Origin of the sequence: Paenibacillus alkalitolerans, assembly GCF_016482785.1 — a bacterium.
Lineage (GTDB): Bacteria > Bacillota > Bacilli > Paenibacillales > YIM-B00363 > Paenibacillus_AE > Paenibacillus_AE alkalitolerans.
Genome location: NZ_JAEMXM010000008.1, coordinates 138,792 through 156,665, shown reverse-complemented (window position 1 = coordinate 156,665; position 17,874 = coordinate 138,792). Strand labels below are relative to the sequence as shown.

18 protein-coding genes are annotated in these 17,874 nt (G+C 53.7%); 7 read left to right on the top strand and 11 right to left on the bottom strand.

Features of this window, described 5'->3' with window-relative positions:
* Position 1 precedes the first annotated feature (1 nt).
* The gene (locus JET16_RS14960; RefSeq protein ID WP_199617107.1) at positions 2 to 964 is read left to right on the top strand and encodes a stage II sporulation protein M; all 963 of its coding nucleotides are present in this window, start codon (positions 2 to 4) and stop codon (positions 962 to 964) included.
* On the opposite strand, the gene JET16_RS30850 is transcribed toward JET16_RS14960, so the two are convergent.
* The 5 genes from JET16_RS30850 to JET16_RS14935 are packed head-to-tail and all read right to left on the bottom strand — an operon-like array spanning position 947 to position 5,994.
* Positions 947 to 2,329 carry a DUF58 domain-containing protein gene (locus JET16_RS30850; protein ID WP_199617106.1) on the bottom strand — a complete coding sequence of 461 codons (1,383 nt, stop codon included), beginning with the start codon at positions 2,327 to 2,329 and terminating at the stop codon, positions 947 to 949. The genes JET16_RS14960 and JET16_RS30850 overlap by 18 nt on opposite strands.
* Positions 2,280 to 3,215, bottom strand: coding sequence for an AAA family ATPase (locus JET16_RS14950; protein ID WP_199617104.1), 936 nt, complete (start codon positions 3,213 to 3,215; stop codon positions 2,280 to 2,282). Before JET16_RS14950 ends, JET16_RS30850 begins: the two co-directional genes overlap by 50 nt.
* A complete protein-coding gene (locus tag JET16_RS14945; protein WP_199617102.1) occupies positions 3,216 to 4,361 on the bottom strand; it encodes a DUF4350 domain-containing protein in 1,146 nt (381 codons plus the stop codon).
* Complete coding sequence (locus JET16_RS30845; protein ID WP_199617100.1) at positions 4,358 to 5,029, bottom strand: DUF4129 domain-containing protein; 672 nt, start codon at positions 5,027 to 5,029, stop codon at positions 4,358 to 4,360. The genes JET16_RS14945 and JET16_RS30845 overlap by 4 nt, the downstream gene beginning before the upstream one ends.
* Positions 5,026 to 5,994, bottom strand: coding sequence for a hypothetical protein (locus JET16_RS14935; RefSeq protein ID WP_199617098.1), 969 nt, complete (start codon positions 5,992 to 5,994; stop codon positions 5,026 to 5,028). The genes JET16_RS30845 and JET16_RS14935 overlap by 4 nt, the downstream gene beginning before the upstream one ends.
* Positions 5,995 to 6,331: 337 nt before the next feature.
* Between JET16_RS14935 and JET16_RS14930 the strand changes: the two genes are divergently transcribed.
* The 3 genes from JET16_RS14930 (at position 6,332) to JET16_RS14920 (ending at position 8,398) form a co-directional block, all read left to right on the top strand.
* Complete coding sequence (locus tag JET16_RS14930) at positions 6,332 to 7,396, top strand: hypothetical protein (RefSeq protein WP_199617096.1); 1,065 nt, start codon at positions 6,332 to 6,334, stop codon at positions 7,394 to 7,396.
* A gap of 69 nt (positions 7,397 to 7,465) precedes the next feature.
* Positions 7,466 to 7,954 carry a MerR family transcriptional regulator gene (locus tag JET16_RS14925; protein ID WP_199617094.1) on the top strand — a complete coding sequence of 163 codons (489 nt, stop codon included), beginning with the start codon at positions 7,466 to 7,468 and terminating at the stop codon, positions 7,952 to 7,954.
* Positions 7,955 to 7,957: 3 nt separating this feature from the next.
* Positions 7,958 to 8,398 (top strand): SRPBCC family protein, encoded by a 441-nt coding sequence (locus JET16_RS14920; RefSeq protein WP_199617092.1) that lies wholly within the window; start codon positions 7,958 to 7,960, stop codon positions 8,396 to 8,398.
* 137 nt (positions 8,399 to 8,535) lie between these two features.
* Here JET16_RS14920 and JET16_RS14915 read toward each other — a convergent pair whose 3' ends face one another.
* Positions 8,536 to 9,852, bottom strand: coding sequence for an ammonium transporter (locus JET16_RS14915; protein WP_199617090.1), 1,317 nt, complete (start codon positions 9,850 to 9,852; stop codon positions 8,536 to 8,538).
* A 3-nt stretch (positions 9,853 to 9,855) separates the two neighbouring features.
* Positions 9,856 to 10,221 carry a P-II family nitrogen regulator gene (locus JET16_RS14910; RefSeq protein WP_199617088.1) on the bottom strand — a complete coding sequence of 122 codons (366 nt, stop codon included), beginning with the start codon at positions 10,219 to 10,221 and terminating at the stop codon, positions 9,856 to 9,858.
* A gap of 225 nt (positions 10,222 to 10,446) precedes the next feature.
* Here JET16_RS14910 and JET16_RS14905 point away from each other — a divergent pair, with 225 nt between their 5' ends.
* Together JET16_RS14905 and JET16_RS14900 are read left to right on the top strand one after the other, a co-directional pair.
* Positions 10,447 to 11,226: an undecaprenyl-diphosphate phosphatase gene (locus JET16_RS14905; protein WP_199617086.1), complete on the top strand. Its 780-nt coding sequence runs from the start codon at positions 10,447 to 10,449 to the stop codon at positions 11,224 to 11,226.
* A gap of 8 nt (positions 11,227 to 11,234) precedes the next feature.
* On the top strand, positions 11,235 to 11,387 hold the full coding sequence (locus JET16_RS14900) for a hypothetical protein (RefSeq protein ID WP_199617084.1): 153 nt from the start codon (positions 11,235 to 11,237) through the stop codon (positions 11,385 to 11,387).
* Between the two features lie 254 nt (positions 11,388 to 11,641).
* Here JET16_RS14900 and mmsB read toward each other — a convergent pair whose 3' ends face one another.
* The 3 genes from mmsB to chvE form a co-directional block, all read right to left on the bottom strand.
* The gene (gene mmsB, locus JET16_RS14895) at positions 11,642 to 12,805 is read right to left on the bottom strand and encodes a multiple monosaccharide ABC transporter permease (protein ID WP_199617082.1); all 1,164 of its coding nucleotides are present in this window, start codon (positions 12,803 to 12,805) and stop codon (positions 11,642 to 11,644) included.
* Entirely contained in the window at positions 12,774 to 14,342 is a 1,569-nt protein-coding gene (gene mmsA / locus JET16_RS14890) for a multiple monosaccharide ABC transporter ATP-binding protein (protein WP_199617081.1), read from the bottom strand. The genes mmsB and mmsA overlap by 32 nt, the downstream gene beginning before the upstream one ends.
* A 96-nt stretch (positions 14,343 to 14,438) precedes the next feature.
* Complete coding sequence (chvE, locus tag JET16_RS14885) at positions 14,439 to 15,521, bottom strand: multiple monosaccharide ABC transporter substrate-binding protein (protein ID WP_325176697.1); 1,083 nt, start codon at positions 15,519 to 15,521, stop codon at positions 14,439 to 14,441.
* Positions 15,522 to 15,739: 218 nt separating this feature from the next.
* On the opposite strand from chvE, the gene JET16_RS14880 reads away from it, so the two are divergent.
* A complete protein-coding gene (locus JET16_RS14880; protein WP_199617079.1) occupies positions 15,740 to 16,438 on the top strand; it encodes a CTP synthase C-terminal region-related (seleno)protein in 699 nt (232 codons plus the stop codon).
* 217 nt (positions 16,439 to 16,655) lie between these two features.
* Here the strand turns inward: JET16_RS14880 and JET16_RS14875 are convergent, their stop codons facing one another.
* On the bottom strand, positions 16,656 to 17,852 hold the full coding sequence (locus tag JET16_RS14875; protein ID WP_199617077.1) for an MFS transporter: 1,197 nt from the start codon (positions 17,850 to 17,852) through the stop codon (positions 16,656 to 16,658).
* Positions 17,853 to 17,874 lie beyond the last annotated feature (22 nt).

Genomic DNA, 17,874 nt, shown 5'->3' with positions numbered 1-17,874 from the left:
AATGGAATTAACGTCGTTCATCAAGAGGCACAAACCGCTCTGGTCGGAGCTCGAACGGTTGACGGACGCTCTGTCCCGGAGAGACCCGCGTCCGTCCGCAGAGACGGTCGAACGGTTCACCGCGCTGCACAAACAAGCTTCGGCCCATTTGTCATATATGAATTCGAACTATCCGGGTCATGATGTAACCTTCCATCTCAACAAGCTCGTGTCCCGCTCCCATAATGTGCTGTACCGCGATTCGTGGAGCAGCACGGAGACGTTCATCCGGTTTTTCCAAACCGGCTTCGTATCGCTCTTGCGTGAACGATCCCGGTTTATCGTTATCGCCGGCCTGCTGATGCTCGCGGGCTTCGTATCGGGCTTCGCCGTCGTCATGAACGATCCGCAGCACTTGACCGCCATAGTGCCTGCGGAATTTGCGGACATCGATCCGTCCAAGATTACGGAGGACCGGGGCGACTTGCACTCGTCGGTCGATTCCGCGGCCATTATGACCAACAATATCCGCGTCGCCGTGCTTTGCTTCGTCAGCGGAATAACGCTGGGAATCGGCACGGTGTACTTGCTGGCATACAACGGCGTGTTGATCGGCGCGCTCGCGGCCGTGTTTTACCGCGCGGGCGAAAGCTACGCGTTCTGGGCGTATATTTTGCCGCACGGAGTCATCGAGCTGGCCGCGATATTCATTGCAGGCGGCGCCGGATTGTATATGGGATACGTTATGATGGTGCCTGGACCCTTTTCGCGGAAATACCGCTTCTTCGTCTCCGTCCGCGAGTCGGTACTGCTGCTGCTCGGCACCGTGCCGCTGTTCGTCATTGCGGGCACGATCGAAGGCTATATCACGCCGACAACGATTTCGTTGGAAGCGAAATACGGCGTCGCGGCCCTCACACTTGCGCTTCTCGCGCTATATTGCCTGTACGGCATCCAACGGCTGCGGCTACAGCGCGTCTCGTGATTTCAAATCCAAATACGTATTCACGGCCGCCAGCGCCAGTTCGTCCGAAGGCACGTCGAGCACTTCGATTCCGAGCGCCGACATCCGGGCGGCATACCGCCGGCGGTCTTCTTGTAATTTATGCGCCGTGCTCTTGATGTAGGCGTCCTTCCCCCCGCGGACGGCGATGCCCGCCCATTCGTGCAGCAGCGGATCTTCCAGCGACAACAGCAGCAGCAGATGCGTTCTCCTTAAACGGAGAAGGTAAGGAGCCAATTCTCCCTCGAACAAATAACTCTCCATATCCGAAAAGAGCACCATAAAGCTTCTCTTCTTCTGAACCCTTGCCAGATGCGTAAGCGCCAAGCCGTAATTCGATTCAGACATGTCGCTCTTCAAATCGTACAGCGCGTCGATAATCGTCTGCACATGCTCCATCCCTTTGGCCGGGGGAACGTAAGCTTTCAGCCCGCCGGAGAAGGCGAGCGCCGCCACCTGGTCGCCGCGCTGGAGCGCAACGGCCGCCAACGTCAGCGCCGCTTCAAGCGTCCGGTCCAGCTTCGTCTTGCCGTCCAGCTCCGTGCCCATCATGCGGCCGGAATCGATCAGCAGCGTGACGATTTTGCCGCGCTCCGGCTGGAACACGTTCACTTTCGGCTGCATCGTGCGGGCGGTGGCGGACCAATTGATCGCCCGCGGATCGTCATCCGGAGTGTACTCGCGGATGCTTTGGAAATCCGTGCCGGACCGCGCCTTCTTAAATACGCGCTTGCCGTCGAGTATGAGGCTGCGCTGCATCGAAGCGAGCGTGCCGCGCACGCCGCTCAAATCCGGGAGCACGCGGATTTCATGCGTGCAAGGGATGTGCGTTTGGCGGCGCCACAAGCCGAGCGCGCCTCCATACCGTACGAAGACGGTATGGAGCACGTACCGGCCGCGCTCCGTCGGCCGGGTTTCGTACGCGGCCTCCGCAGCGCGGCCGCGAAAGCGCAGCGCGGGCCACTCGTCGGGGCCCGCAAACGTATCCGGCAGGCCGTCTATAGCCTGCCCGGACAGCGGCTGCCTGCCGCCGGCCACCCGTATCGCGAGGCGCACATTCACCGGCCGGCCGAGGTCGACCCGGTCCGGCGCCTCGCGATCGGCGGTGAGCCGCCCCGGCCCCGGCAGCAGCGCCAATTCCGCTGCGCTCAGCACCGCGAGCGTTCCGTTCCACGCCCAGAATACGAGGGCTCCCAAATCCGGGCTAGCCGCATAAGCGGCTGCCGTAAGAGGCGCTCCCGCAAACAGGAACGCCGCCAGCCGCTTCGTCGGCACGACGCGCAGCGCCGAAAAGATCTTATCGCGGTACGGCGACCGCGGCGAGCGTTTCTTGGACGACTGCGTCACTCGTCACACCCTCCAATTCCGCCTGCGGAGCGAGCAGCAGCCGGTGCCGCAGCGCGGGGCGCGCCACCAGCTTCACGTCGTCAGGCGTTACATAGTCCCTGCCGTCCAAATACGCCCACGCCTTGCCGGCGCTAAGCATGGCAATGCCGGCGCGCGGGCTCGCTCCGAGCTGCACTTTCTTGTTCGTCCGCGTATGTCTCGCAATCGCGGTAATATATTCGACTACGCTATCCTCAACGGTCACATTCGCAAGCGCGGCCCGGTGCCGCCGAATATCTTCCAACGCGCAAACCGGCTCAAGGGCGGCGCTCCCGGCCATTCCCGCACCGGTCCCGACACCCGCATTGTGCGCTTTGTATATTTCCGTCTCTTGCTCCTCATTCGGATAATCCAGCACGAGCTTGAACAAGAACCGGTCCAGTTGAGCTTCCGGCAGCGGATAAGTACCTTCGTACTCCACCGGGTTCTGAGTCGCAATGACGAAGAACGGATCGGCGAGCTTATGCGTCTCTCCTTGAATCGTCACTTGACGCTCCTCCATCGCTTCGAGCAGCGCCGCTTGCGTCTTTGGGCCCGTACGGTTGATTTCGTCCGCCAGCAGCAGATTGCTGAACACCGGGCCGCGAACGGTGACATACCGGTTTTCGTGCATGTTGTAAATGACATTGCCGGTAATGTCGCTCGGCATCATGTCGGGCGTAAATTGAATGCGCCGGTAATCGCCCGATATAAGCCCTGCCAGCGTCCGGGCCAGCTTCGTCTTGCCGAGCCCCGGCACGCCTTCCAGCAAAACGTGTCCGCCCGCCAGCAGCGCCGCGACGGTAAGCCTTACGTTCATCCGCTGGCCGAAAATAGTTTCATCCATTCTAGTAAGCAGCTGTTGCATCTATCCTTCCTCCTCAAGTGAGCGTACCGCTTCGTCCAGTACGGCGCTGTCCGCCAGCCATTGCTTTTCCGAATATGCCGATGCTTCCGCCCGCTCCCAGCGGTCCAGCACCCCGGCCAACGCTTCGGCCGTCTTCGGCGGAAGCACCCGCTTCGCCGACGCCAATATATCCCCTGCGTTCGCTTCATGCCGCAGTCCTGCCCCGCGCGCGGCGAGCGCCCGTTTCATATGCTCGATCCGATAGCCGAGCGACTCGCGCGTCAGCTTCCCTCTGCGGTACCAACCGGCTACCGCCAGCAAAGTTTCGTCGCTCCTGCGCACCCGAAACTCTCTCGGCGTCACCGCGGGTCCGAACCGTTTCCCCTTATACCACAACCAGAAGACGACGGCTATGGCCGTCTGCGCGAATGCGGCGATCAGCCAAGGGGGATATACTTGCGACAAACCGGGCGACACAGCGTATCCATGGTGATATTCGTCAACATAGACCGCCCGGTCCGCAACGCTTGCGCCAAGCATCCACCAGAGCAGATCAAACCGCGACCCGTCCAAAATCCCCGAGTTCTGCGTCCATTCCGGGACGACCGCCACCGTGACCGACCCTTCCCCGACGGTACGGCGAGCCGCGATCACTCCCAGTTCATCATGCAGCAGCACCTCGTTCTCCTGAACGCCGGCAAGCCGGTAATCGCTGCCGACCGCCGCCTCATACACCCATTCCCCGTCCGCGCCTACGGCCGTCACCGTTGCCGCTGCGCCCGCCGTTTCCGGAAGTTCCACTTGTTCGGCCTTCCAGTTGCCCATAGAGCCCGGAACGCTTTCCAACACAACGACATCATTGCCGTATTCCGACGCCCACCGTTCCAACTCCGAGGCCGCCGTGTTCGTCATGGCGTCAGGCTCGATCGCCAAGTACAATCCGCCGCTCTCTTCCGGCAGCCTATCGGGCGCGAACCGCCACTCCCGCACCTGCGCCCTTTCGCGTTCCAGCAGCGACCTTAGCGCCTTCGTTCCGTCCACATCCGGCGAGAACGACAAATACGGCCGGTAATCGGTTAACCCCGGACGTATAAATGCAAATCCGAGCCCGATAAAAAGAAATACGCAAACAGCCAAAGCGGCCTGAAGCCTTATTGTCCGAGTCATGCAGCTTCCCCCTTGCCGCCGGTAATCGCCAGCTCCAGGCGTTCATGCCATGCGCTGAACTCCTCCTGCGATATGCTCCGAAGCCCGTACCATACCGTATCAAACCGCAAGGCGGATTCTCTGAACGCCTCCAACCACGGAGAGCCCGCTTCGGATAATTCTTCCGCATACTCCCAATTTGTCTTCCACGAGCGGATCGCAATCTCTTCCCGCTCCTGCAGCGCAAGCAGCGAGGACAGGAACAGCAGCCTCGTCGCTTCCCGGACATCGCCCTCATCCGCCGCTTGGCGCGACAGCTCCAACAGATCCGCCGGCGGCCGTTCCATCTCCTCGCCGGTCATGGACGCACTCCGCTTCAAGCGCCGTTCCACCCACAGCAGCTGCGTCAAAAACAATAGCAGCGCCGCGAGCACCACAACGCCGATGCCAATAATGACATATGTCAGCACATCCTCGGATCCGCCTGTCATCTCCAGCTGAGGGAACAGATCCTCAAGCCAGTCGAGCAGCCGTTCCAACCAAACAAACAGCAGGTTCCGCCCTTCTTCCCCGCCGTTCGAAGCGTACGCCGTATATTCATCACCCGACAAAATGCCGCGCAGTACCTCTTTTTCCTCTTCATAGGACGACGGTACGGCACCCGCCCATCCTTTTGCCGTCCGAATCACGCTTCTCCCCTCGCCGCCGTCAACATATGCTCAATATCCTCTCCGTCGCAACGAAGCTTCTGCACGCGGTAGGCCACCGTGTAAACGACCAAGCCCGCGGGCAAGATGGCGCAAAACAAAAACAGGATCGACAGCAGCCCGGTTATTGTAACTCCGAGAGCTGCGAACACGATGACGATGGCGATCGAAAAAGCATACATCAATACGCCGAAAATAAAATATATGCCAAGCAGCGGCCAAAACGATTTTCTCGTCAGCGACCAGCTGCGGCCGATTCCGACTCCTTCGTTTTCGAACAAAACCGGGGGCAGGAACATTCCGAATCGAATGACAAAATAGTAGTACGCCAATGTACCCGCGTAAGTAAAAACGAGATACATTACGAGAAATATGACTCCCGAAACCGTAGCGGCGGCGGAAGAAGGCGACAGCGCAGCGGACGACATGACTACCGCGCCGTACAACAGCGAAAGCATTCCGTTCGCCGTCATTACTCCGACATAGATGCCGATGCAGATCAACCAAAACAACAGTCCGTTGCCGAGCACCCGCCAATATCTTTTCAGCGCTTCCCTGAATGCCGAAACAAGCCCGGTCTCTTCGCCGTCGATCGCCCGGTTCGCCAGAATGACGCCGGTTGCCAGATGGAGCGGCAGCGCGACGAACGCCAGAAGCAGAGCAAGCAGCACGGTTCCCGCGATTTTGATCCACAAGTCGATTCCACCCGAGAATAATTGCTCCGGAAACCTGCTCAGCCAGAACGATTCCAGATTCTCGAACCCGTCAAACTTCGGGAACACGGAAAGCGCTCCGATATCGATAAGCAGCAAATTGGAGATTAGATAAAACGGACTGAAAGCTAGAAGAGTTAATAGAAATAAGGGGGTAAATAACGTTCTGTACAATTGAAATGACCGGTCCAGCGTCTGGCCGACGCCCAACAACCGTATCGGCATCCGATCCATTCGTTGCGTTCCTCCACTATGAAGATTGTTTCATCTTAATCAATAACGTCACCATTGTATCACGGGTTTCGCCCGCAGAACTCAATAATTTCAAATTTTGAAACTATTTCCTTGTATCGCGCCGCTTTGGGCTGAATAATTTCATTCTTTGAAGTTATTTATCGGACTCTGCCTGCTTTTCGGCTTCTTACGCGTGAATAATTTCATTTTTTGAGGCTATTGCTTGTATTTCGCCTATTGCGCCCCGATTAGTTTCATAAAGTGAAGTTATTGTTTTACTAGGGAACATATGTTCTGTATAATAAGCTCAAAAGTAATTTAAATGAGGTGTAGCCGCATGTCCAAATTGCAATGGAATTTTATCGACGACTTACATCAGTTTGACTTGGGGAAATCCGGTGCGGAGTTAGGGGTATGGCGCGGTTGTGACGCATTGCGGTTTGAAGGCGGACATTGCTATCCCGTGCTGCTTCGCGAACCGTTAACTATGGACTGTTTTCTTCTGCGGGCAGAGATAGCCTGCACGCCTGAGAGCTTTGCCGGTCTTGTCTTTGGAGCTGCCGATTCAAACAATTTCGAATTGGTTTACGTTTCGGCGGACAATGAATGGAATTTGCCGAATGTCCAATACGATCCGGTCATGAACGGGTCCAGCACTTGGCAAATATATCACGGCCCCCGTTATCAAGCACTGGCGCCGGTACCTTCCGGAGAATGGGTCAAGCTTTCATTAAAAGTTGAGACAAACCGTGTCACTGTATACATTGGTGAAGATGCAGCACCAAAGCTTGTCATTCCCAACCTTATGCATGGAAGTGTATTGGGAGGAAAAATCGGCGTGTGGGGCAGCTCTTCGAGTTACCTTCGCAATCTGTCGGTAGAGAAAATCGAAGAACCCAATTCCCGATTATTTGAAAATGCCCCGGCACCGATGCAGCTAGCAGATGAAACACTAATAACGGAATGGATGGTATCCAAACCGTACAATATTAAAGATGGAATCGTACCCGGAGTACCGTGGATTGCAGCTCAAGTCGAGGAAAACGGAACACTCAATTTAAACAGACTCTACACTTCTGCAAAAGGCGCCGCCGTTCAAGCGAAATGTTCGTTTTACCTTTCGGAAGAAAAAGAATCGCTGCTGAGCTTCGGTTTCAGTGACAGGCTGCGGTTGTGGGTAAACGAAACAGAGTTTTTCAAAGGGGAGTGGAAATGGCATTCTTCGGGGAAAGCAACGGATGGTCGGATTCGTTTCGACCATGTAAGCGTCCCCATACGCTGGCAGGCCGGCTTGAACACGATACGGGCGGAAATCGTCAGTGATGAGGTTATGTTCGGTTGGGGAATCAGCGTAAAAACAAGGCTGTCCGGCTTGACAAAAAACTTTATTTTGCAGGCTTGAACCTTACGTTACGTAATGTTGTAGACTGGAATTACCGGTAAACAGCTGGCGCAACGAAAGGAGATGATCATGAAATCACGGTGGAAAGTTGGAGAGCTTGCGAAGTTGACGGGATTAACGGTTCGAACATTGAGGTATTACGATCAAATCGGCCTGTTGTCCCCATCCGGCTATTCCGATTCCGGTCACAGGCTGTATAACGAATCCGACATTTCACGCCTGCAGCAAATTTTGTCACTGAAGGAATTAGGTTTATCGCTAGAGGAGGTCAGATCCGTTCTAGCATCTGATAATTACAGTCCGTTAGAGATCGTTTCGCTGCAAATTTCCCGGATTAAAGAAAACATAAGGCTCCAACAAAAGCTTCTAAAGGAATTGCAAAATGTATCGGGCCAGATGCGAAAGAAAGAACCATTGACTGTCGGAGATTTCACGAAACTGTTAGCAACGATGAGAAAGAGCCACGAAAAATATTTCACCGAACGGCGGACAAGCATGGAGCGCCATCTCGACACGCTTGGCGGCATCCTTGCCAATCACCCGCCAATGGAGGATTGAATCATGAACGAAACATTCGCAACGCATGACACCTTCGTCATCGAGAAGAAGTTTGACGCTTCGCCCGCGCGAGTGTTCGCAGCCTGGGCAGACCCGGCAGCGAAGGCCCTATGGTTCCCGAAGGCCGACGAGTTCGACTTCAGAGTCGGCGGGCGGGAATTGAACCGCGGCGGACCGCCGGGAGGCCCGGTCTACACCTTCGACGCATGCTATCAGGAGATTATGCCGGACGAGCGCATCGTGTATACCTATAACTTGGACATGGGCGACACCCGGATATCGGTTTCGGTGACGACGGTGGAGTTCAAGCCTTCGGGCGGCGGAACGCTGATGATCTACACCGAGCAGGGCGCCTTCTTCGACGGCCATGACACGCCGGCGCAACGCGAGCACGGGACGACGCTCATGCTGGACAAGCTCGGCGCAGTATTGAAGAATACTTAGCATCCCAGTGTGCAGTACATTAAAATAATAAGAACCGTGCGAAATTATTTTCTGCACTGTTCATTAGAAAACAAACCGTTCGGCAAAATTTGCCCGAACGGTTTCTTTCCGCACGGTCCTTGAATACCCATATACACTTATGCCGTTCCAGTCGGTTTCGCCGTCGTGAACGGATCCGCCTGCTTAATAGTGACGCCCGTAGACATTTCGAAATCGTACAAAGCTTTCGTCGTTTCGGAGAAACGGTCCAGCTCGTTATAGGCCGGAATGCCGTGATACGCCATATCAAGCCCTTCTTCTTCCTCTTCGGCCGAAGCGCGCAATCCCACCGTCGCTTTCGCGATATATGCGATGCCGGCTCCACCGGCGAATCCCCAGATGCAGATTGCCAGCACGCCGACGGTTTGAGCAACCAACAACGAAGCTTGTCCAGTCGTTAGAAGCCCCGCCTCGGTATCGAACAAACCGACGGCGATCGTGCCGAACACTCCGTTGAAGCCGTGCACGGCGACCGCGCCGACCGGATCGTCGACTTTGATGCGGTCGACAAGGAGCGTAGCTCCGATAACGATAATCCCGGCAATAAGGCCAATGATGATCGACTGGCCCTGATTGATATATGCGCAGCCCGCGGTGACCGCAACGAGACCGGAAAGAACGCCGTTCATGACCATGCTCGGGTCGGATTTGCCGAAGCGAAACATGGTGAACAGCAGCGAAGACGTTCCGCCCGCGGCCGCGCCCAGCATCGTGTTCAGAGCGATGGTCGACAGAGCGGCATCCCCGGCGCTAAGCGTGCTGCCCGCATTGAATCCGAACCAGCCGAACCACAGAATAAACACGCCCGACGATGCCAACGGAATGTTCGACGGAGCGAAGACATTCACGCTGCCGTCCGAATAGCGGCCCTTGCGCGGGCCCAATACCCAAGCGATCGCCAGAGCGGCGGACCCGCCAAGCGCGTGAATAACGGCGGATCCGGCGAAATCCTTCATGCCCATCTGCGCCAACCAGCCGTCCGGATTCCAAACCCAGTGGCCCGAGACGGGATACAGCACCATTGCAATTAAAGCCGCTACGATGATATACGCCTTGAAATTCATACGTTCGGCAACGGCTCCCGAGACTATGGAGATGCACGCCACCGCAAATCCAAGCTGAAACAGTACGTAAGCCGCCGAAGGAAGGTCGATCGAAAGCTCGATCGCTTCCGGAGAACCGAATAAAGTGGTTCCGAAGATACCGCCGGCGTCAGCTCCGAACATAAGTCCGAAACCGATCGTCCAGAAAGCAAGCGCGCCCACCGTCAAATCTACGAATATTTTCATCGTAACGTTAACCGCGTTCTTTGTGCGCACAAGGCCGGCTTCCAGCAAGCTGAACCCGCCTTCCATAAACAGCACCATCGCCGCGGCGAGAACGACCCAAACCGTATTGATATGAATAGCTTCCATCCGTTATGCATCCTCCCGCGCAGGCTGTAACTCGTCGATCGTTTCGTCCGTCAGACCTGTTCGAATATTGATTGCTTGCTCCACTGTCGATATGAAAATTTTCCCGTCGCCCGCTTCGCCCGTCTGCGCCGACTTTACGATCGCTTCAACGGTGCGGTCGACCATATAATTGGAAATGATAATTTCCAGCTTCACTTTCGGGTGCAGGCTTACTTTGTAGTTTTGTCCGCGGTATATGCCGCTCGTATCTTTCTGCTGCCCGCGCCCGACGACTTGATTGACCGTAAATGCCGTAACGCCGATAGAATGAAGCGCCTTTATCGTGTCATGAAGCTTTGCCGGTCTTAAAATCGCTTCAATTTTCTTCACGGTTTCCCCTCCGAATTGTCAGCAATGTTTACAATTGGCCTGTAATGATGCAGACATTGCGCTCTAAACTATGTTACATAATCTCACACGCATTAAAATCCGTCAATATACTAACGTAAAAATGAGTAGGAATAAATATGGTGCAGCCGAATAGACTATGATACGATTTCATAGACCGGAATCTATCGAAACCCGCCAAATATTAACAATAATCGAGGTTGAATCATGACGTCGTTGGAAGCGTTTATACTAGGTCTCATTCAAGGACTTACCGAGTTTTTGCCGATTAGCAGTACAGGACACTTGTATTTGGGCCGGCACGCATTCGGCTTGAATGAAGCGGGGCTGTTTCTGGATACGATGCTCCATATCGGGACGCTGTTCGCCGTCTTGTTTTATTACCGCGAAGAGCTGGTGCGGATCATTCGCAATCCGTTCAGCAAATTAACCGGACTTCTGGTTGTCGGCACGATACCGGCCGTAGTTGTCGGAGTCTCGCTGGAAGATTTGTTTGAAAATATTTCGAATACAGGAGTGACCGTCGGTTGGGAGTTTTTGGTGACGGGGACATTTCTGTGGTTTTCGGACAGCATCAAGAACGGCCGGAAGAAGATGGCCGACATTTCATACACCGATGCGCTTGTGATCGGAGTGTTTCAGGCCGGAGCCATATTCCCGGCGATTTCCCGCTCCGGTTTGACGATCGTAGGCGCTCTTATCCGTAAGCTGGATCGGGAAACGGCGGCGTATTTCTCGTTCTTGCTTTCGATTCCGGCCATTGCGGGCGGTATCCTGTTCCAAGGCGTGAAGCTGCTTGACGGCACCGGGCCGGAAATTTCGGCGGTTTCGCTTGTCATCGGCACAATCGCTTCCGCCGTCTTCGGTTACATAGCGGTCAAGTGGATGATCGACTTCTTGAAGAGAGGCTCGCTGAAGCTGTTCGCGGTGTATGTGTGGGCGCTCGGGATTATCATTATTACAGCGCAAGCGTTAGGAAAATGGTAGAACAATGATTGGGGGTGAGCGTAATCGCGACACTGCATCTGATGGTCGGTCTCCCGTGCAGCGGCAATATCTTCCGTATCCCCGAGACTATGCTGAAAGAGTGGATAACGATATTCGAGCCGCCGGCGGAAGATGAACTGCAATATACTTGCGTGTATTGAACGGCATGTGGTCAAAAAGTGACCCTATTCATACAAATAAGGTCATTATTTGACCCTCGGACCATGCCAGCGGTGCGGTTTGTAAGGCTTAGAGCTCAAAAATTGACCCTAAGCCTTTATTTTGCCTCGAAAAGCACTTCACCGATTTGATTTAGGGTCAATTTTTTACTCTATTTCTGAGGATAAGGTCAATATTTGACCCTACGGCCGGAGTTAGGCGGAAGCCATTTTTAAGAAGTCCTTCTTCATTCCAGCTATGCAGTCTTGTTTTTGTTGTAAATATCGAATCCGACCGCGAGAAGCAGCACAAGACCTTTAATGGCTTGCTGCCAATCGATGCCGAGGCCGACGATCGACATCCCGTTGTTCATTACACCCATAACGAGGCCGCCGATAATGGCGCCGCCCACCGTACCGACGCCTCCGTAAGCGGAAGCGCCGCCGATGAAGCAGGCCGCGATCGCGTCAAGCTCAAACAGATTGCCCGCCTTCGGAGTTGCCGCATTCAAGCGCGCCGCGAAGACGAGACCTGACAATGCGGCGAGCATGCCCATATTGACGAATACCCAAAACGTTACCTTCTTCGTCTTTACCCCTGACAAACCCGCCGCCTTCTCATTGCCCCCAAGCGCATACACATGGCGGCCCATCACCGTGCGGTTCATCACGAACGAATAAAGCAAAATCAGCGCCGCAAGAATGACCAATGTGTTCGGAATGCCTTCATATTGGGCCAATACGTAAGTAAATACGTTGATGACGACAACAATTAGCCCGATTTTGGCCGCAAACAATCCGGCAGGCGATACGTCGAAGCCGTACTTTTGCCGCGACGCTCGAACGCGCCACTCTTTCCACACATAGACGGCCGACAGTACGAGTCCGATTATTATTGTGAGCAGGTTGAGCCAACCGCCCCCGAAGAGATCGGGGATAAATCCCGAGCTTATCAGCTGAAAGCCGTTCGGGTAAGGCGAGATCGACTGGCCGTTGAGCACGACCATCGTCAAGCCGCGGAATAACAGCATCCCTGCCAAAGTAACGATAAACGACGGTATTCTGACGTAAGCTACCCAGAAGCCTTGGAAAGCTCCGATGAGCCCCCCGAGCAGCAAGCAAAGCGGAACCGCAACGACTGTCGGCATGCCGGTCTGTACCATGAAGATCGCGGATAACGCCCCGATAAAGGCCGCCACCGAACCTACCGACAAATCGATGTGTCCGGTAATGATGACCATCACCATGCCGATCGCCAGAATCAGAATATGGCTGTTCTGCAAAATCAAGTTCGTTATATTTAACGGCTGCAATAAAATACCTTCCGTTAATATTTGAAACAACACCATGATAAAAATTAACGCGATGATCATCCCGTACTGTCTGACATTATTGCGCAGCATTTTGACCATTGTGCTCATATCGTTCCGCCCCCCTGCCCTTCGTCATGCTTCGCATCAATATTTCCTGGCTTGCTTCTTCTCTGTTGAACTGCCCCGTGATCCGGCCGTGGCTCATTACATAGATCCGGTCGCACATGCCGAGAATTTCCGGCAGCTCGGAGGAAATCATAAGAATGCCTTTGCCTTCGGCCGCCAATTGATGAATGATCGTATAAATCTCATACTTAGCCCCTACATCGATGCCCCGCGTCGGCTCATCCAGGATCAGCAGGTCCGGTCCGGAAAATATCCATTTGCTGAGTACGACCTTTTGCTGGTTGCCGCCGCTTAAGTTCACCGTCTTTTGCAGGATGCTCGGCGTCTTGATTCTGAGTTTGCCGCGGAAGCGTTCCGCCTCCATGATTTCTTGATTTTCATTTACAACCGCATAGCGCGAAAGTTTGTCCAATCCCGTCAATGCAATGTTTCGCTTAATGTCGTCTATAAGAATGAGCCCGTACTGTTTCCGGTCTTCGGTAACGTATGCAAGTCCATGATCGACCGCTGCCCGAATGTTCGGAAGCTCGATTTCCTTGCCGTCTTTTATGATCGTTCCGGTGATCTTCTTCCCGTACGCTTTGCCGAAGACGCTCATTGCAAATTCCGTTCTTCCCGCCCCCATAAGGCCTGCGATGCCGACAATTTCACCCTTGCGTACGGTAAGATTCACATTATCGATCACTTTGCGTTCTTGATGAAGCGGATGGTACACGGTCCAGTTCTTCACCTCAAAGAACGTGCCTCCGATGTTCGGCTCGCGAACCGGGTACCGTTGAGTTAAATCTCGTCCGACCATACCCTTGATAATGCGGTCCTCCGTAACTTGATCGCTGCGCATGTCGAGCGTCTCGATCGTCTTGCCGTCGCGCAATACGGTAAGAGAGTCGGCCACCTTGGAAATTTCGTTTAATTTATGGGAAATGAGAATGGAGGTCATTCCTTGTTTCTTAAACTCCAACAGCAGCTGCAGCAAATTCTCGCTGTCCTCCTCGTTCAAGGCTGCCGTCGGCTCGTCCAGAATGAGCAGTTTCACTTGCTTGGACAACGCCTTGGCGATTTCAACGAGCTGCTGCTTGCCTACTCCGAGATTGGTGACAAGCGTCTCCGGCGGCTCCGATAAGCCTACTTTACGCAGCAGTTCCCCGGTTTTCACCGTCGTCTTATTCCAATCGATAACGCTCCATCTCGCCTGCTCGTTGCCAAGGAATATGTTCTCGGCTATCGACAACTGGGGAATTAACGCCAGCTCCTGATGAATAATGACGATGCCAAGGCTCTCGCTTTGCTTAATGTCTTTAAACTCACAGCGCTTCCCATTAAATAAAATATCCCCGGTATAAGAACCGTAAGGGTACACACCGCTTAGCACTTTCATCAGGGTGGACTTACCCGCCCCGTTCTCGCCGACCAATGCGTGAATTTCGCCGGCTTTAACCTTGAAGTTTACGTTTTCCAACGCGACGACTCCGGGGAAAGTCTTCGTAATATTTCGCATCTCCAGTATAATGTCCGCCATTCCCTCACCCCGTTCCGGTATGAAATGAAATGGAATGATTTAGCGGCGGAGCATCTGCCTCACTAAATCATTCCGCGTATTGCGTCTTACATTATGTTACAGCCCCAATTGTTCCTTCGTGTAATATCCGCTCTTCACAAGAACTTCTTCCACATTGCTCTTATCAACGGAAACCGGTTCGAGCAAGTAGGAAGGAACGACTTTTTCCCCGTTGTCGTAAGTTTCCGTATCGTTCACTTCGGCTTCTTTGCCTTCCAGCACCGCTTCAGCCATTTCCACCGCTTTCTTCGCCAGTTCCCGGGTGTCTTTAAACACGGTTTGAGTTTGCTCGCCGGCCAAGATCGATTTCACCGACGCCAATTCCGCATCTTGCCCGGTTACGATCGGAAGCGGTTTAACCGGCGTACCGTAACCTACACCCTTCAAGGAAGATAGAATACCGATGCTGATTCCGTCATACGGAGAAAGAACCGCATCGACTTTCGCATTCGAATAGTGGGCGCTCAACAGGTTATCCATTCTCGCTTGCGCGGTCGCTCCGTCCCATCGCAGCGTCGCCGCTTGCTCGAATTTCGTCTGACCGCTCTTCACGACCAGCTTGCCGCTGTCGATGTACGGCTGGAGCACGGACATCGCGCCGTTGAAGAAGAACCCGGCGTTGTTGTCATCCGGAGAACCGGCAAACAGCTCGATGTTAAACGGACCTTTGCCGTCTTTGAGCCCTAATTTCTCTTCGATATAAGATGCTTGCTGGACGCCGACTTTGAAATTGTCGAACGTTGCGTAATAGTCTACATAAGGAGATTTGCGGATGAGGCGGTCATAGGAAATAACCTTGATGCCCGCTTTGTTCGCCTTCTCCAACACTTTCGTCATCGATTCGCCGTCGATCGGCGCGATTACGAGCACGTTGACACCTTTTGTAATCATGTTCTCGATTTGCGAGATTTGGTTCTCTACGACGTCTTCGCCGTATTGGAGATCCGTCTTATAGCCGGCAGCTTCGAAATCCTTCACCATGTTGTCCCCGTCGTGCACCCAGCGCTCGGAAGATTTCGTAGGCATCGAAATTCCTACGTAACCTTTGCTGTCTCCTCCCGCTCCGCTGTTGCCTTGACCGCACGCCGCCAAGGCAATGACCAACACCATCGCCAATAGTAATACAATCGTCTTTCTCATTTGAGTGAGCTCCCCTTCCTTTGTACCTCAAATTGATAACAAGTTGATTATAGAAGTGGCGCTCTTGATCGGTCTTTCCAATAAATCAGCCTTTTTTATAAATTTTTAACTTGAATGGGAGAAGGGTAGCACAGCGAAATTAATTCTTGATTTGAAGTGATTGCTGCTTTAAATTTGATTTATTAAGGCTTTAACAAAAATTGGGAGGATGTCTAAATGTGTGTAACATCGGATTAATTGGCGATCACGATGAGGAAGTCGCAGCACATGCGGCTATACCTCGAGCAATTCAATTGGCGGCAGATAATATCGGTGTCCGAAGCCATTTCGAATGGGTACCAACGCCTTCGTTGGATCAAGATTTCGAACAAAAGCTCTCCAAATATCAAGCACTATGGGTGGTTCCTGCAAGTCCTTACCGCAGCATGCAGGGGGCTCTCAATGGTATCCGGTTTGCTCGCGAGCGTCGGATTCCCTTTCTAGGTACATGCGGTGGTTTTCAGCACATGATTATTGAGTTTGCAAGGAATGTCATGGGGCTTACTGAAGCGGATCACGCTGAGGAAAACCCTTCGGCTTCATTGATATTAGTTGCTCCTCTCACTTGCTCGGTCAGTGAAAAGACGCACACTTTTAAGTTAACGCCCGGATCAAAGGTAACGGATATTTACGGAACACATGAGATTAATGAACAGTATGGGGTTTGTAATTACGGTTTGAATCCTGAATTTAGCCCTATATTAGAAGAAGCAGGCTTACGCATTGCCGGAGCAGACGTTGATGGTGAAGTTCGCATTATGGAGCTTGACCAGCATCCCTTCTTTATTGGGACGTTATTTCAACCGGAACGTTCAGCATTGAAAAATATCGTTCATCCATTGATCAAAGCCTTCCTCCGTAAAGCCATCCAATCATGATAACCTGCAATAATTAGCTGACAGGCGGATAATACTTGAAGGCCGCTGCCGTGCCCTAGTCACCTTCCCGACGTTAATGGGAACGTTAAATTATAGAGTTCATTGCGAGGCAACGATTATTCCCCTGTCCCCGTTCATGGCTACACTCTTCAATCTCTCCCCGCTCGGCAGCCGCACACTCCATTCATTCCGCTCTCGTGGTGTTACACTACAAGGGCTAGAAGAGTTTTTCTTGTGTCCGCGGCCTCTCAACCTTATAGAGATATAAAGAAAGAGCCATTGTCAGCATAAATATCAACAGCGAACCCCCAACCACGCCCGTCCACCGGTAATGCTGCCAAAACCAGCCCAAGTAATAGCTTCCTAAACTTCCGCCCAAATAATAGGAAAATAAATACAAGCTTGTTGCGCTCGCCTTGGCTTGCCCGGCCCTTGCGTTCACCCAGCTTGCCGAAGCGGAATGGGAGAAGAAGGCTCCGAAGCAGGTTAACACGAGGCCGGCAAATATGAACGCCAGCAGCCCTGTTAGCGTTAATAGCAGACCTGCCGCGAAGATCGCAATGCCCGCCATGACGCAGCGCGCCTTTCCCCAACGATCGGACAGCTTCCCGGATAGGATCGAGCCCAGCGTCCCCGCCAAATAAGCAAAGAACAGCAGCCCGATCGCGCTCGCGGACAGCCGGAACGGCTCCCCGCTCAGCCAGAAGGTCAAATAGTTGAAATACCCGATAAATACAAAAAAATGCAACCCTCCGACGACCATCGCGGCGAGCAGCGGCGGGTTGCGCACATGACCGAGCAATGCGAGACCCGCCGACCGCAAAGTTACCGGCATAGGCCGGAATGCGCGGGAAGCGGGCAGCAGCCAGACAAAGAGAGCGAACAGCACGATCGCAAGCGTCCCGATGACCGCAAACGACGCCCGCCACCCGAAGTGGTCGGCGATTACCCCGCCAAGCACGCGCCCGCTCATCCCGCCGATCGTATTCGCCCCAATGTTAATGCCCATAGATACGCTCAACGCTTTTTCCGAAAATTCCTCGCCCATGTAAGCCATCGCCAGCGCAGGTATTCCTGCCAGACACAAACCTTGAACCGCTCTCAACACGATCATCAGCGAATAGTCGCCGACAAAGGCGGTGCACAGCGTTGAAACGGTCCCTCCGGCCATGCAGAGCACCATTAACGGCTTTCTGCCGAAGGCATCCGATAACGGTCCGTATACTAATAGGGCCGCACTGATACACATCATCACGACCGAAACCGATAAGCTCGCTTGCGTTTCGCTTAAAGCGAATTCTTCGGCCAGGAGCGGCAGCAGAGGCTGAGTCAAATAGACAATGGTGAAAACAAGGAAGGATCCCATGCTAAGAGCTGCTGTCGCTCTCCAATAATCGGCCGTCCCGTAATTCATGAAGCTTGTCTCCTTCCAAAGC